Source organism: Pseudomonas psychrophila HA-4 (assembly GCF_000282975.1).
In the GTDB taxonomy this organism is placed as follows: Bacteria; Pseudomonadota; Gammaproteobacteria; order Pseudomonadales; family Pseudomonadaceae; genus Aquipseudomonas; species Aquipseudomonas psychrophila_A.
Map to the genome: position 1 here is coordinate 33,088 of NZ_ALJC01000069.1, position 14,724 is coordinate 47,811.

At 54.7% G+C, this 14,724-nt stretch carries 11 protein-coding genes; 3 read left to right on the top strand and 8 right to left on the bottom strand.

The window, feature by feature from the left end; translation table 11 throughout:
- Window positions 1-68 precede the first annotated feature (68 nt).
- Both B347_RS0108605 and B347_RS0108610 read left to right on the top strand, forming a co-directional pair.
- A complete protein-coding gene (locus B347_RS0108605) occupies window positions 69-962 on the top strand; it encodes an ATP-binding protein (RefSeq protein WP_019409299.1) in 894 nt (297 codons plus the stop codon).
- A complete protein-coding gene (locus tag B347_RS0108610) occupies window positions 955-1,437 on the top strand; it encodes a GAF domain-containing protein (protein WP_019409300.1) in 483 nt (160 codons plus the stop codon). The genes B347_RS0108605 and B347_RS0108610 overlap by 8 nt, the downstream gene beginning before the upstream one ends.
- A gap of 15 nt (window positions 1,438-1,452) precedes the next feature.
- On the opposite strand, the gene B347_RS0108615 is transcribed toward B347_RS0108610, so the two are convergent.
- From B347_RS0108615 to B347_RS0108650, 8 genes are all read right to left on the bottom strand, one after another.
- Window positions 1,453-4,410 carry an HD domain-containing phosphohydrolase gene (locus tag B347_RS0108615; protein ID WP_019409301.1) on the bottom strand — a complete coding sequence of 986 codons (2,958 nt, stop codon included), beginning with the start codon at window positions 4,408-4,410 and terminating at the stop codon, window positions 1,453-1,455.
- A gap of 97 nt (window positions 4,411-4,507) precedes the next feature.
- Window positions 4,508-8,131 carry a transporter substrate-binding domain-containing protein gene (locus tag B347_RS0108620; protein WP_026014070.1) on the bottom strand — a complete coding sequence of 1,208 codons (3,624 nt, stop codon included), beginning with the start codon at window positions 8,129-8,131 and terminating at the stop codon, window positions 4,508-4,510.
- An 8-nt stretch (window positions 8,132-8,139) separates the two neighbouring features.
- Window positions 8,140-8,766, bottom strand: coding sequence for a response regulator transcription factor (locus tag B347_RS0108625; RefSeq protein WP_019409303.1), 627 nt, complete (start codon window positions 8,764-8,766; stop codon window positions 8,140-8,142).
- Between the two features lie 399 nt (window positions 8,767-9,165).
- On the bottom strand, window positions 9,166-10,497 hold the full coding sequence (locus B347_RS0108630; protein WP_026014071.1) for a deoxyguanosinetriphosphate triphosphohydrolase: 1,332 nt from the start codon (window positions 10,495-10,497) through the stop codon (window positions 9,166-9,168).
- A 185-nt stretch (window positions 10,498-10,682) separates the two neighbouring features.
- Window positions 10,683-11,024, bottom strand: coding sequence for a hypothetical protein (locus tag B347_RS0108635; RefSeq protein WP_019409306.1), 342 nt, complete (start codon window positions 11,022-11,024; stop codon window positions 10,683-10,685).
- Entirely contained in the window at window positions 11,021-11,395 is a 375-nt protein-coding gene (locus B347_RS0108640; RefSeq protein ID WP_019409307.1) for a phage holin family protein, read from the bottom strand. Before B347_RS0108640 ends, B347_RS0108635 begins: the two co-directional genes overlap by 4 nt.
- 1 nt (window position 11,396) lies before the next feature.
- On the bottom strand, window positions 11,397-11,711 hold the full coding sequence (locus B347_RS0108645; RefSeq protein ID WP_019409308.1) for a DUF883 family protein: 315 nt from the start codon (window positions 11,709-11,711) through the stop codon (window positions 11,397-11,399).
- 159 nt (window positions 11,712-11,870) lie between these two features.
- Window positions 11,871-13,607 carry a cation:proton antiporter gene (locus B347_RS0108650; protein ID WP_019409309.1) on the bottom strand — a complete coding sequence of 579 codons (1,737 nt, stop codon included), beginning with the start codon at window positions 13,605-13,607 and terminating at the stop codon, window positions 11,871-11,873.
- A 586-nt stretch (window positions 13,608-14,193) separates the two neighbouring features.
- On the opposite strand from B347_RS0108650, the gene B347_RS0108655 reads away from it, so the two are divergent.
- The gene (locus tag B347_RS0108655) at window positions 14,194-14,712 is read left to right on the top strand and encodes an Hcp family type VI secretion system effector (protein ID WP_019409310.1); all 519 of its coding nucleotides are present in this window, start codon (window positions 14,194-14,196) and stop codon (window positions 14,710-14,712) included.
- Window positions 14,713-14,724 lie beyond the last annotated feature (12 nt).

The following is a 14,724-nucleotide window of genomic DNA, read 5'->3' on the forward strand; positions in this document are numbered from 1 at the left end:
GCCTGGGCGAGCGCTGAGCGTTCGTCATGTTCATGCACGATGGCTGCGAACCAGTCTGAGGAAATGATGTGGATTCTAAACTGAGTGCTTTCCTGGAACGGGCCGAAGCGGTGCTTGCGCGCCTTGAGCCTTTGTTGCCCGCGCCCCGCGAGGCAGTCGAGTGGGGCAGTTGCTTGGCCGCGCGATGGCAGCGAGAAGGTCGTACGGGTTATTTGCTGCCCTTGGACGTCAGTCTTGAGATGCGCCTGACTGACCTGATTGGTGTCGATAACCAGCGCGATCAACTGGGGCGCAATACGAAGCAGTTTCTTGACGGCCTGCCCGCTAACCATGCCTTGCTGTGGGGCTCGCGTGGCACCGGTAAGTCTTCCCTGATTCGGGCATTGCTCGCTGAATACGCGGGCGCAGGTCTGCGGCTGATTGAAATCGAACGTGACCACTTGGCGGATCTTCCGCGGGTGGTCGAGCAACTGCAGGGTTTGCCTCAGCGTTTTGTGCTGTTTTGCGATGACTTGTCATTTGAAGCCGGCGAGAGTGATTACCGGGTGCTGAAAAGCGTACTCGATGGCTCGTTGGAGCAAGCGCCCGATAACGTTTTGCTCTACGCCACGTCTAATCGTCGGCACTTGGTGCCCGAAAAAGAAAGCGATAACGAGAACTGGAAGAACGTCGATGGAGAACTTCATCCCAATGAAGCCGTTGAAGACAAGATTGCGTTGTCCGACCGCTTCGGACTTTGGTTATCGTTTTACCCATTTACTCAGGAGCACTTCCTGAGCGTGGTTGAACACTGGATCAACGTGCTGGCCGGCAAGGCCGGCTTGCAGTGGCAGCGTGATGAGGCGCTGGATATTTTGGCCGTGCGCTGGGCAACCGGGCGCGGCAATCGTAATGGCCGCTGTGCGTATCAGTTCGCGCGCTACTGGGTTGGATTGAAATTGTTGGAGTACACGAATGATTGATTTAAATGCCACGGGCGCAGGCCTGGACGGTTACACCTTGCTGCAAGCGCAACTGGAGTCTTTGCTGGCCGATGAGCGCGACTTTATCGCCAACGCGGCGCAGTTTTCGGCGTTTTTGTTCAGTCAGCTTGATGACTTGAACTGGGCCGGGTTCTACCTCAATCGCAACGAGGAACTGGTGCTAGGGCCGTTTCAGGGCCAGATCGCCTGCGTACGTATTCCTTTTGGGCGGGGTGTGTGCGGTGCCGCAGCGGCCAGCAGGCAGACCCAGCGAGTTGAAGACGTACATGCATTCCCCGGGCACATTGCCTGCGACAGCGCGTCCAACAGTGAGTTGGTGGTGCCCTTGATCAAGGACGGTCGCCTGATCGGCGTGCTGGACCTGGACAGCCCGAGCATCGGCAGATTCACTGAGCAAGACCAGCAAGGTGTTGAAGCGCTGGCGGCGATTTTCCTGCGCTTGAGCGAGTGCTGATCGCCGTTTAGAGGCTCAATCGACCCCGGCCTTGACCAGCAGCGCGTCAACGTTGACCGTATCGATTTGCTGCGGTTCAAGGTACTGCCGAGCGTATTGCATAAAGATGTGCTCGCGCATAAACAGCTCGAACAGCGACGGGTCAATGTGCCCGTCGTGGCACATGCCCGCCATGATGTTCAGCGCCTCATTCAAGGTTTTGCCCCGCTTGTAGGGGCGGTCCGAGGCGGTCAGGGCTTCGAAAATATCGGCAATCGCCATCATTCGCGCTGCGAGGCTCATGTCTTCTCGGCGCAGACGTTTCGGATAACCCTTGCCATCCATTCGCTCGTGATGCCCGCCCGCTATTTCCGCAATGTTGCCTAGGTAGTTGGGGAAGGGCAGACGGTCGAGCATAAGGATGGTTTGCACAATGTGGTTATTGATGATGTAGCGCTCTTCCGAGGTCAATGTGCCGCGGGTGATGCTCAGGTTGTACAGCTCGCCGCGATTGAACTTGTACTGCGGGACATCCAGCTTGAAACCCCAAGGATTGTCGCTTTCGTTCAGTTCGGATTCGGACTCGGCCCGCATGAACAGATGCTCGGGTTTATCCCCCAGCAATAATTCGGTGACTGGAAGGCTTGGGGCTTCACGCCTAGCCTGTCGTGCGTTTTCTTCCCACGACACGCCCAAGCGATCATCCAAGGTACGGGTCCAGGTTTGCCTTGCGATGTTTTTCAAACGCTCCAGGTCCGCCTCTGCCATGGCTTCGCCGCCGACATTGCTGCGTGCCACAAAGGCAAAATCGTCATCGAGCGCTGCCAGGCGGGCATCACGCTGATCAGCCAGCAGCTGATTGCTGCCGCCTTGGGCGAGTGCCTGCCAGTAGCTGATCCAGGCGTCACACTTAAGCACCTCAAATCGCGTGCGAATTTCGTGGATGCGGTCGTAAATGGTTTCAAGTTTGGTCGCCTTGTCGACCACATATTCCGGCGTCGTGACTTTGCCGCAATCGTGTAGCCAGGCGGCTATGTGCAGGGCTTCCCACTCTTCATCCGTTGGGTTGTACAGCGCAAAATTCGGGTCTTGGCTTTGTTCGGCAGCCTTGGCCAGCATAAAGGTCAGTTCGGGAACGCGTTGACAGTGGCCGCCGGTGTACGGACTTTTGGCGTCGATGGCCCCGGCCAGCAGTTGAATAAAGGCTTTCAACAGTTGTTTTTGGCGCTCTTGCAGGCGCTGGCTTTCAATCGACACAGCCGCTGCGCCGGAAACGGCTTTGATAAATGCAATGCGTTCGGCGCTCAGCGGCTCCTGATCACTGCTGGCCTCGCTGTTGTTGAGGATCAGCGCAAGCACGCCAACGGTTTCACTGTGGCGGTTATGCAGCCGGATGCCGATCACATGAATGCTTTGGCTGTCGAGCGCCTGCATCACAGGCAGCAAGTCACCCGCCTGCTCGAGGCTAAGCGCACACACCACGCTGTCCTGGCCCGCACTCAGCGTGCGCAGCCAAGATGGCGTTTGATCGTCCTGCGGGTTGATCAAGCTATGGGCCAGAATGCTCAAACTCTGCGCTTGGCCATCAATGATCAAGCCTTTGAGTTCTAGATCGGTGTTGTCGTTTTCCGTGAGATAGATCAACCCTGCCTGCGCTTGTCCGAGCTTGATCATTTCGACGAGTACCGACTGCAGCAAGGGCTCAAACCGAGTATGTGCCGAGAGGCTGGCGGTGATTTCAAAGAAGCTTGCGAGGGTTTCTTTCATTCGCTGCATCGACGCGGCCAGTTGGTCGATTTCAAGCACTGGTGATTGTTGCTGGATCGGGTAGTTGAAGTCGAAGCGACGAATCGCGTTAGCCTCTTGCACCAACTCTTTCAAGGGTTTGACCAGCAGTCGAGAGGTCAACCAACCCAATGGCAAGCACAAAAGCAACATCGCCAGTGCCACCAGAGTGCCTTCCCAGCGTAGGCGATAAGCGTCGGCCAGTAACTCGTCCTCAGGCACCATCAAGGCCAATTGCAGGCCGTTGGAACCGCCATCGTCTACCTTGGCCAATGAGACGATCCATTGGCGTTGCCCGTCGTCAAGGCGCTGGTTTGCGTCTATCCCTTGTGTGATCAGCAGATTGAGGGCTGGATTGAGTGAGGTTACCTTGGACAGTTGTGTGGAGCCTAACCCGGTTAATAATTTGCTGGCATCCGGGTACGCCACCGCTCGCCCGTCGTTATCGAACAGCACGATTTGTGTGTTAGGCGTAATCAAGTGTTTGCCGAGGGTACTGGACAGCTCTGAAAGGGTCAGGTCTGCGGCAATCATGGTTTTCGCCGAGCTGCGTTTAGACAGCGTTGTACCGATTTCATCCGTCGAGAAAAACAAGTACGGGCTGGTGGTGGATTGGTTGATGGGGCTGTGGGTTGGGATAAACCAGCTGCGATCACGTGGGTCATAGACTTCATGAGGGTTGCTGAGCTGTGACAGCAATGTCAGGGACTCATCAAAAAATAGCCTTTGCGACACGGCCCCTTCGGTTTGGCCTGAGCGTTGAACGGACCAGGCTTCATAAGCAGCGTGCGGCGGGGCGTTTTGACGTGCCCTACTGGCCTCGCTGCGTAAAGGCCTAACTTGGAAAAAATTGCCTTTGTTATCCGCCAAGTACAGCGCTGAGAGCGCGGGGGTGTCATTGAGTGCCTGCACGAAGGGTTGCAGCAATTGGAGGCGGGATTCGAAGCGGTCTGTCGGCACGTTTGGATGCAGGGCCAGCAGATTCAGAGTGTTTCGAATCGGCTGATAGGTATTCAGCAGGTCTAACTGCACATCCTGCTCGATCTGGCTGAACAGCTTCTGGCTGCCGTCAAGGATGATGCGGGTGTTTTGTATATAGTTGAAAACACCCAGTGCTACGCCCATCAGGATCAGCAATAAAGTGAACACCACGCTGATGTGTATGTGCAGCGGAAACTGACGCTTACTGGCGGGCATGTTCAGAGGCATGGGGGATCTCCGCAAGTGTCAGGGTGCCGGTGCCTGTAAGCATAGTAAGTCGTGGCCAACCTGCCCCTTAAATTGGCTCTGCGGTAGGGATAACGATTTAGGTGCCCTCGTTCAGTCGAGCCAGTTCACGCAGTAATGCGCGCTCAAGTGTGCGCATGGCGAGCTGAACCGTATTGCTGCGCACCTGGAGTGTCGTCAACTCTGCGTGTTCGAGCCCCTCACAGTGATTGATCAGGTCGTGAGCGCCGACAATTTTTGCAGCGCCTTTTATTCGGTGAGCAATGCCCTGAAAAGGCTCCAACCCATCTGTGATGTTCAGCGCTAACAGCGCCTTGAGGTCCAGTCGATTACTGCGCACCAGCTCTTCAAGTAGCAATTTTAAATGCGAGCCATTTCTGCCAGCCAGTGAGTAGAGCGTTTCAACATTGAGAATCTCTGCTGAGCTGGGCAGTGACTCAAGTGCGCTCAGGCGCTGGCTCAGCAAGATCAGGCTGATCGGTTTAAACAGGCAGTCGTCCATACCGGCCAGCTTGCACCGCTGGCGCTCTTCAGGTTGCGCATTGGCTGTAAACCCCATAATGGTGCAGCGCGCTTGGTCTGAGTCTTGCTCGTGCTGGCGGATAGCACGCGTCAAGTCATAACCGTTCATGATCGGCATGTTGCAGTCTGCAATAACCAGATCGAACACCTCTTGCTTCCACAGTTCCAGCCCTGCTGCTCCATTGTGAGCGGTGGTGAAATGATGCCCCAAGAAGCCCAGTTGCTGGCACATCAACAAACGATTAGCCGGATGATCATCGACCACTAGCACGTTCAATTGGCGAGCGGCGGGGGTTATTACGGGTTCTTGAATGAGCGCTGCGAGGCAAGGTGCCAAGGCTGACACCTTAAGCCTGATGTGAACCTGGGTGCCGACACTCGGTTGGCTGCTCAGCTTGAGCGTGCCCCCCATCATTTCGCACAGGCTACGGCAGATCACCAGGCCGAGGCCTGCGCCGCTTAAGGCCAGTTGCCCGCTGTTTTCGGCTTGAGAGAAGGGTTCAAACAATCGCGTCTGATCGAGTTCACTAATGCCGATGCCGGTGTCCGTCACGCTTAACTGCAGCTCAACCTGCTCCGATGTGTCGGCAGGCAGCATCGTGAGTTGGAGCGTGACCTGGCCGCGCTCGGTGAATTTGATCGCGTTGCTGACCAGATTGGTCAGGATCTGTTTGAAGCGAAGAGGATCTATCAGTACGTCGGGCTCGTTATCTAGCGGGTTGAATATAAGCGAGAGGCTTAGGTTCTTTTGTCGTGCCAGACCATCGAAGACCCGAATAACCGAGTTGGCCAGTTCACGTAGATTGACGCGCTCCGGGCTCAGGTTAAGTCGCCCGGACTCAATCCTGGCAATGTCGAGAATGTCTCCAATCAGTTCCAGCAGGTCTTTGGCCGAGTTGTAAGCGACTTCGATCGAAGGGCGGTCAAATTGGCCGGTATCGGCCCGCTTTAAGGCCAGTTCAAGCATGCCAATGACCGCGTTCATCGGTGTACGGATTTCATGGCTCATGGTTGCCAGAAAGGTACTTTTAGCCCGGTTGGCATCATCAGCTTGCTCTTTGGCTGCGCGCAGTTCATCCATCAGTTGGCGCCGGTCGCTGATATCGATCCAGCCGCCAATAATGCCCTGCACTTCACCCAGCGAATCCCGGTAAGGCAGTATCCAGTGGTAGATGGTTTGGGTCTTGCCGCCGATCTGCAGCGGGCGATCGACGATAAGCGGGGTGCCTTCGCGCATAACCCTCAAGTAGTCAGCCTGATAGTCATGCGCTTCATGTGCATTGTTGAGGATGCTTTGGGTTTGCATCACGTCTTTGCCGATGACGTCTTCGCGCTTGGCTGAAAAGGCGTTGAGGTAGCTGTCGTTGCAGGTTTGCAGAATGCAGGCACGGTCACGCACATAAATGGGATGCGGCGTGCCATTGACCAGCGCACGCATGAATTCAAATTGATCGCTGAGGGCGCGTTCAGCCATTTTTCGCTGGTTGATCTGGCGCCGCATGTAGGCATTCCAGACCAGTGACAGCAGCAGTAACAAGCTGGTGCCAATAATGATCTGGTAAATCAGGCGATGGTAATTGCGCCAATAACTGTCAGTTGCCGGGACATAACCGCGCCAGCGGCTGTTGATGATCCCCAGTTCATCGGGGGCAATGCTTAGCAGTGCCTTGTTGAGGATAGAGGCGAGTTCGGGGGCATCGCGGGCGGTGGCCAGAGAAAACGTCGCGGGTTGAGTGCCCAATGTGGCGCTGATCTGCAATCGGTCTTGAAATAATTGCGAGGCGAGCAGGTAGTTGGCAATCACCAGCGTATTCACCGCACCTTCTGCTTTGCCTTCGGCCAGCAATTCTGTGGCCTGATAAATATCGTCCGTCTCGACCAGCGTGATCCGTGGGTGCTCTGTGCGCAGGTACTCGGTCAAGGGATTGCCCCGGGTTAAGGCTAGACGTTTACCGGCTAGCTGGTCGAGGCTGGTGGGTTGCTCAGCGCCTTTGGCGCTGAGCAAGACAAAAGAGTTTTCGAGATAAGGGCGGCTGAAGGTCAAGGCGCTTTCTCGTGGAGCAGAGGGGCTGATGGCCGAGATAATGTCGGTGTCGTGCTGCTGGATCATTTGAATCATGGTGTTGAGGCTGCGCTCGCGCTGTATCTCGAAACGCAGCCCGGTACGCAGGCGAATAACCTCCAGCAGATCAGCGGTAATGCCCCTGAAATTACCCTCGGTATCGAAAAAGGTCAGCGGCGCCAGTGTTTCATTGACCACCACGTTGACGACAGGGTGTTTGATCAACCAGCGTTCTTCACGGGCAGTGAGCTGGAGTTTTTGGTCCGTCAGCAACAGGTCACTGCTGGCGTTCCAGCGCTTGGCAATGCTTTCTCGTTCGCTGTTGGGAACAGCGCGCAGCGTGGCGTTGATTATGCCGAGCAGTTGCGGGTTGTCGCGGCGTACGGCAAAGCTGAAACCATAGGCTTCATGCTTGCCAAAATTGGCCATCTTGATGTTTGTCAGGTAGCCCTTGTTGATCATGTAATGGGTGGAGATGGTGTCCCCCAAAAATACATCTGCCTGATCGAACGCCACCGAATTAATGGCGTTCTGATAAGACGGGTAGGACTGGATGATGGCTTTGGGATAGAGCGCCTTGACTTCGTCCAGCGGTAAGTAGTGGTACACCATGCTCAAGCGCAGGCCTTCCAGACCTTGAGAGAGAGACCGCGTCTCTCCCTCGCGAGTGACCAGTACTGGCTGGTCGATGGCATAGGGCGTTGAGAGCAACAGGTTTGGGTGCGCGGCTTCAAAACCATTGGATGTGCCGAGCAAGTCGATGCTGCCGCCTTCAAGCGCCTTGATGGCGGCGTCTCGAGTAGGGAAGCGTTGAACCTTGATCGACACGTTCAAGGCTTTGGCCAGGATGCCGACGTAATCAGCAGTGAAACCTTCGTAGTCTTGACCGCTGACGGTCATGTCAAAGGGCGGATAGTCCGGGTTGGAGGTGCCTACCCGCAGCTCACGTTTTTCTTGTAGCCAGTAACGCTGTTGTTTATCCAGCGGGACTTCCATGTGATAGGTGCCCGAGCGGCTGAGCAAGGCAAAGCTTTCAGTCCGGGGTAACTCTGCGAACACGGGTGTACACAGGATTAACCCTGCGAGTAAAGAGAGGTAATGATTTAACCGCGTGGGCATCCTGTTTCTCACACTAAGGCGTTGCGTTTTGCCAATTCGATAAGGTCGACCAAGGAATTGGCTTTAAGTTTTTGCATGAGCCGCTTTTTATAAGTGCTCACGGTTTTATTACTAAGAAACATACCGGTGGCTATTTCTTTGTTGGTTTTGCCTTGTGCAAATAGCTTCAGAACCATGAGTTCTCGGTCATTGACCGATTTGAATAATTCGAGTTCTGAAGAGTTTTCATCTCCCAGTTTTTCAGGAGTCAATGCTTGGCTAGGAAAGTAATTGTAGCCAGAGAATACAGCTTTTATTGCGCTGACAAGTTCGTTTAGCTCCTCTTGTTTACACACATATCCGGCCGCACCCGACTGCATGCAACGCATGGCGAAAAGAGCCGGCGACTGAGCCGTTAGGACCAAGGTTTTAAGGGTTGAATTCATTGCGTTAAAACGTGCTAGCACTTCCAGGCCGTCGAGTTTCGGAATGCTGATGTCGAGAATAATCAGATCTGGGACACATTCGCGGATCATTTGCATCGCATCTACGCCATTGTCAGTTTCGCCGACTATTTCATAACCCTCATGTTCTAACAACATGCGAATAGCCAGTCGGATTACCGGGTGATCGTCGACAATAAAAATTGTGTTCATATTAGATTCCCTTAAAGAGCTGCATAGAAAGCGCGCACCTTAGCTCAGATATATGGGCGGGAACACGAAGGGGGCGGCCTACAAACGTAGTATGGGAATATTCCTACATTAAATAAGGCGTGAACTCACGATTTGTTTGATGGGTAGAGGCTGTTTAATATCGTGCTGAATCGTTTGTTTGGTGTGGGGTTGCAAGTGGTTTTATGTATTCCTAGTTATATTAGGAATATTCCTACGAGTAGTTTTGTTTTTGCTTTGTGGTATTTACATCAAGAAATAAGTGCGTAATCGCCCTGGCTTTTTGTTTGGGCGAGAGCTACTGGCAGTTAATACAGCATGGTTAAGCGCGTGCTGGTTTTGCTGTGCACCCACCCCCCTGTTCATAAGGGTGGGCACTCTTCAGACAGGACTCGAGCGCCCCGTCATTTCTCTGGCCATCTGCGTGGCATAGCTGTCGGTCATGCCCGCGATAAAGTCGATGATGCGCATAAACGAGCGATGCAGTGGCCAATGAGGGGCAGGAGCGTTGTTGCCCAGCAAATCGAGAATGCGTCGATTCTTGAACGACAGGGGTTTGTGACCATGCTGCTCCAGCGCTGCGCCGCAAAAGGCGTTTAGCAGGATTTCCAGCGTGGTGTAGGCGCCAATCTCATGCAGGGTTTTGCGTTTGTCCTGGAAGATTTTTTTGCGCGCCATGTCTTTGGCGTCCAGCACGCAGCGCTTGGCCGTGCCATGCATGTGTTCGACCAGATCCCCTGGTAATGTGCCGGCCAACAGTGCGTCTTGCTGCTCGACAAAGGCGCGGGCGGCAGCGTTGGTGAGATGTTCAATCGCCTTGCCCCGCAGAATCGCCAGCTTGCGTCGTTGCGATTCTTGGGGGCCGAGTTGGCGATAGGTCTCCGGCAAGTCGTCCCCCACCAGATTGAGCAGCAGGGACTCGACCTCGGCGTACTGCAGCAGATCCATTTCCAGGCCATCTTCAAGGTCGATCAGCGCGTAGCAGATGTCATCAGCCGCTTCCATCAGGTACACCAGAGGATGGCGCGCCCAACGCTCGTCCTCTATCTGTGGCAGACCAAGTTTGTGGGCAATATTTTCAAGCAGGTGAAGCTCGCTTTGATAACACCCGAACTTATGCTTTTTGTACCCCAGAGAGTCGGCATGACGCGCAGTCCACGGGTACTTAAGAAAGGTGCCCAGCGTGGCGTGGGTCAGACGTGTGCCACCATCGAACTGATGATATTCAAGTTGGGTGAGCACCCTGAAACCTTGTGCATTGCCTTCAAAGCTCAAGAAGTCGTTACGCTCGGCCTCACTCATGTCATCCAGCCAACCCTTGCCAGCGGCCTGCTGGAACCAGTTGCGTATGGCGTCCTCGCCGGAGTGGCCAAAGGGCGGGTTGCCAATGTCATGGGCCAGGCAAGCAGATTGCACCACCATCCCCAGATCGGCAGGGTCGCACCATTCGGGTAATGCACTGCGAATGGTTTCACCGACTCGCATGCCCAGTGAGCGGCCTACGCAACTGACCTCAAGCGAATGGGTAAGTCGGGTATGGATATGGTCGTTACTGTTGACCGGATGCACCTGGGTCTTGCGTCCCAGACGGCGAAAGGCACCAGAAAAAATAATCCGGTCATGGTCTTTGTGGAAAGGACTGCGCCCGAGTTCTTCGGGGCTGTGGTGAGGTTTTCCAAGGCGTTCGCGGTTAAGCAGGGTTTGCCAATCCAAGGCGCAGTGCTCCGTCAATGACTGATGACGCAGCTTCGCGCTTCACGCGGGATGGCGCAAGGTGTGCGCGGTTTTCAAATCACGGCGTGAGGGTGTGTTCTGTCACTTCGTAGTAGCGAGCTTGCTCGCGATCTTTTGATCTTAAAAGATCGCGAGCAAGCTCGCTCTTTGGGGGTAACGGACGCTCATGGCTTGCGCGATGATCCCTGGATAACCAGTTTGATCAGCGGCAACAGGCCAGTGGTGAGCCCGATTAAGCGGGACATGCCTCCAGCACCTTTGCTTTTAGCACCTTTTCCGGTCAGAAAACCGAGCAGGGTGACAAGCCCGACACCCCACAGCGGCCCGTGCTTGATTCCCAGGTTTTCTTGCCAGTTGGTGGTCATGCCGCGCATTTTTTGCAGCGGCTCCATAAGTTGCTGCGTTTCATGACGAATCTCCTGGCGATGCATTTCCATGCGCAGGCGAATCAGCATTTTGCGCATTTCGCGGCGCGAGGGGTTTTGCGGCATTTCAGGCAGGCTCATGGCAACAAACGCTCGCGGTCTTTGGCCAGCTCTTCGAGCGTGGCGTTGAAAGGAGAGGACTCATCGAACACCGCAGATTTAAGCCTCAAGCCGCAGAAAACCGCAGCCAGTGCATAAAACACGCAGAGCCCGATAATGCCGGGCAGGCGGTAACTGTCCCAAAGCACAATCAAAATCAGCGCCGATAGGCCGATCAGCAACAACAGCCCGAAGACCAGTGCCAGCCCGGCAAATAACAACAGGCTGACCGTGCGCGCTTTTTGCTCTTGCAGTTCGATGCCCAGCAACTCGACGTGGCTGTGCAGAAGGCCCAGAAACGCAGCACCCAAGCGCCGCGGTGAGGAACGGGAGCTGGATTCTTCGTTACTCATATCAGCGCCGTGTGGCCAGCAGGCCAATCAAAAAGCCGATCCCGGCCGCAATGCCGACGGACTGCCACGGGTTTGCCTGAACATAATCTTCAGTAGCGGTAACGGCGGCTTCACCACGTTCTTGCAACGACTCTTTGGTCTGTTCCAGAGACTCGCGGGCATTGAGCAGGCTCAGCTTGATCTGTGCACGTAACTCGTCAGCCTGTTCGCCAGCCAAAGAGGCACTGTGCTCCAGTAGGCGTTCAGTGTCGTTGACCAGGGCCTGGAAATCGGCCTTGAGGATTTCTTGAGCATTCTTTGCTGTTTTGCGGGCCATGATTAACTCCGTGTGTGGCTTCTAGATGATTCGAGTGTAGGCATTAGCTGAAGGTTCACTGCAATTCTTCACTTCAGGTAACGACTCTGGGCGGTCAGTGCCCTGAAACGCAGAGCCTAGACTGTTTCGGTCTGAAGAGGCGCGAAACCTTACCTTAAATTATTCACCTTCTCGGGGAAAACCCGGGCCGTCACGTGAGTCGGGGTTTTCAAAGCAGCCTTCGAGCAAGTGGTAACGATTATGGCGCACCTCATCCACGCGCTGGCGCACCGTTTTTTCCGGCAGCCCCAGCAATATCAGCGCATGTGAGGCCAACATTAAGCTGGACTCCAGTAACTCGGGCACCACTTCTGTCGCACCGGCAGCCTTGAGTTCGGCGAGTTTGCTGTCATCGCGGGTTCTGACCAATACCGGTACATCAAGGGTGATCAGCCGGGCCTCTTTGAGCACACTCATTGCGACATCGCTGTTGTCTACCGCGATCACCAGCAGACGCGCACGGTCCAGGCCCACAGCACGGAGTAAATCACCCCGTCGGGCATCACCGTAATGCACCGAATTCTCGGTTTTGGTGGATTCTTGAATCCGATCCGGGTCGTAGTCCAAGGCGATAAAGTCCTGGTTTTCTCGGCGTAGAAAGCGTCCGATGGACTGACCGACGCGGCCGTAGCCACAGATCACCACATGCCCGTGCAACTCGGCACTTTGTGCGGCAATTTGCTCCAGTTCTGCTTCTTCATTCGATTTGTGGTGCAGGCTCGCCGCGATTTTTGGCGCGGCGCGCAGCAGCACGGGGGTGAGCAGCATCGAACAGAAGGTAGCAGCCAGCAAATAAGGCGCGTCTTCAGACGGGATTAGCGCGTTGAGTTGCATTTGTGCCATGAGTGCAAAGCAGAACTCACCCCCTTGGGCCAGCGCTAGGCCGCTTCGCCACGCCGTTTCGGCGTCGCTGCCACGCAGTTTGACCAGAATAGCCACCACGCATCCCTTGATCAGCATCAGGGCCAGCGTGATGCCCAGGATCAGGAAACCGTGGTGCAGGAACAATTGCAGGTCGATGAGCATGCCAATGCTGACGAAAAACAGCCCCAGCAGAATGTCGCGAAAGGGCCGAATATCGGCCTCGATTTGGTGCCGGTAATGGCTTTCTCCCAGCAGCATGCCTGCCAAGAATGCTCCGAGCGCTGGCGACAGCCCCAGTAAATGGGTGAGCCATGCCGTGACTAAGACAATCACTAGGGCCAGCAACACAAACAACTCGGCAGAACGCGAAGCCGCCACTTCATGAAACAGTCGCGGCAACAGCCAGCGGCTGGTGATGAGCAGGCCGACAAACAAAATCGCGGTTTTGCCCAATGTGCTGGGCAAGGCCCAATACCAGGCTTGGTCGCTGCTGCCTGCAAACACCGGCACCAGCGTTAGCAACAATACTGCTACGACGTCCTGAAACAGCAACACGCCAATAGCATTTTGGCCGTGACGACTGAAAATCTCCCCTAGGCTGGTCAATTCTTTACTGACGATGGCCGTGGACGACAAGGCAAGTCCTGCACCGAGTAGCAGTGCGCTGTTGGGGCTCATTCCAAAGGCATACAGCAGGCCGCCCAGCACCACAGTCGTGCCTAAGACCTGCAAGCTGCCTAGGCCAAACACCACGCGCCGCAGCTTGAGCATCTTGGGCAGCGAGAACTCAAGCCCCAGCGAAAACAGTAAAAACACCACCCCCAACTCGCCGAGGTCAGGCAGGTCCGGACTGTCATTGACCCAGTTCAGCGCGGTCGGGCCAATGAATAGGCCGACACACAAATAACCCAACACCGGCGGCAGTTGCAGACGTCGAAACAGGGCGATGACCACCAGTGACGAGGCAAGGATGATTAACAAATTGGCAAACACGAAAGTCTTCCTTGTCGGTTCGAATAAAAAAGCCGCGAGCATCCAGCAATCGGGCGCAAGGGACGCTGATATACGTCAGCCAGGCCGGTATTCGTCGGATTAAATCGCAAGATGCTGTGCAAGCGTAGTCGCAAGTGGAGCTGTAAAGCGACTGTATTGTTGAGTGCAATGGGGGGGGAGGTGCCCTACAGAGGCCTGATCGATCGGCATTAGTTTAAAGGGTCATTTTAACGCCATGAATTAGGCTCTATTAAGCGGATCGAATATTGAATTCGCACTATTTTCTGAAAATCCAACTGCGCAACTTGTTGCGCAGTTAAATACGTTTTTTTCTGTGTATAACGTTCTGCAGGTCAACGTAATAAAGGCTCGTAGAGCAGTGCGCAAGAAGTTGCGCAGTGGTGCGCAACTTCTTGCGCACTTTTAACGGTTATTGAGTGTTATTGAAGTTTCGCTACGTTCGCTACAAGCGTGCAGCCCGCGGTTTATAAGGCTTTAACTTAAGTTGGCATAACTCTTGAACTCTTGTTGGCGTGCTGCAGCGTTTTTGCTTGCGGATTTATCACACTTTTTCAAGGAGAGCTTCATGGCTACGCCAGCGTATATGTCCATTACCGGGGAGAAACAAGGCCTGATCACTGCCGGTGCTTTCACTGCAGATTCAATAGGTAACAGCTACCAAGAAGGTCACGAAGACCAAGTCATGGTTCAGGGTTTCAGCCACGAAGTGATCATTCCTCGTGATCCTCAGTCGGGTCAGCCTACTGGTCAGCGCGTTCACAAACCCCTGTGTATCACCAAGGTTTTTGACAAGTCTTCGCCTTTGCTGCTTCAAGCATTGACGAGCGGTGAGCGCATCACCGAAGTCGTTATTCAATGGTTTCGGACGTCAGCTTCTGGCACCCAAGAGCATTACTACACCACCAAACTTGAAGACGCGATCATCGTCGACATAAAGGACTACATGCACAACTGCCAAGATCCGGCAAACAGCCACTTCACACACCTTGAAGACGTGCAATTCACCTACCGAAAAATTACCTGGACGCACGAAGTGTCGGGTACTTCCGGTTCTGACGATTGGCGCACGCCGGTCTCCGCGTAAACCATAGCTGCA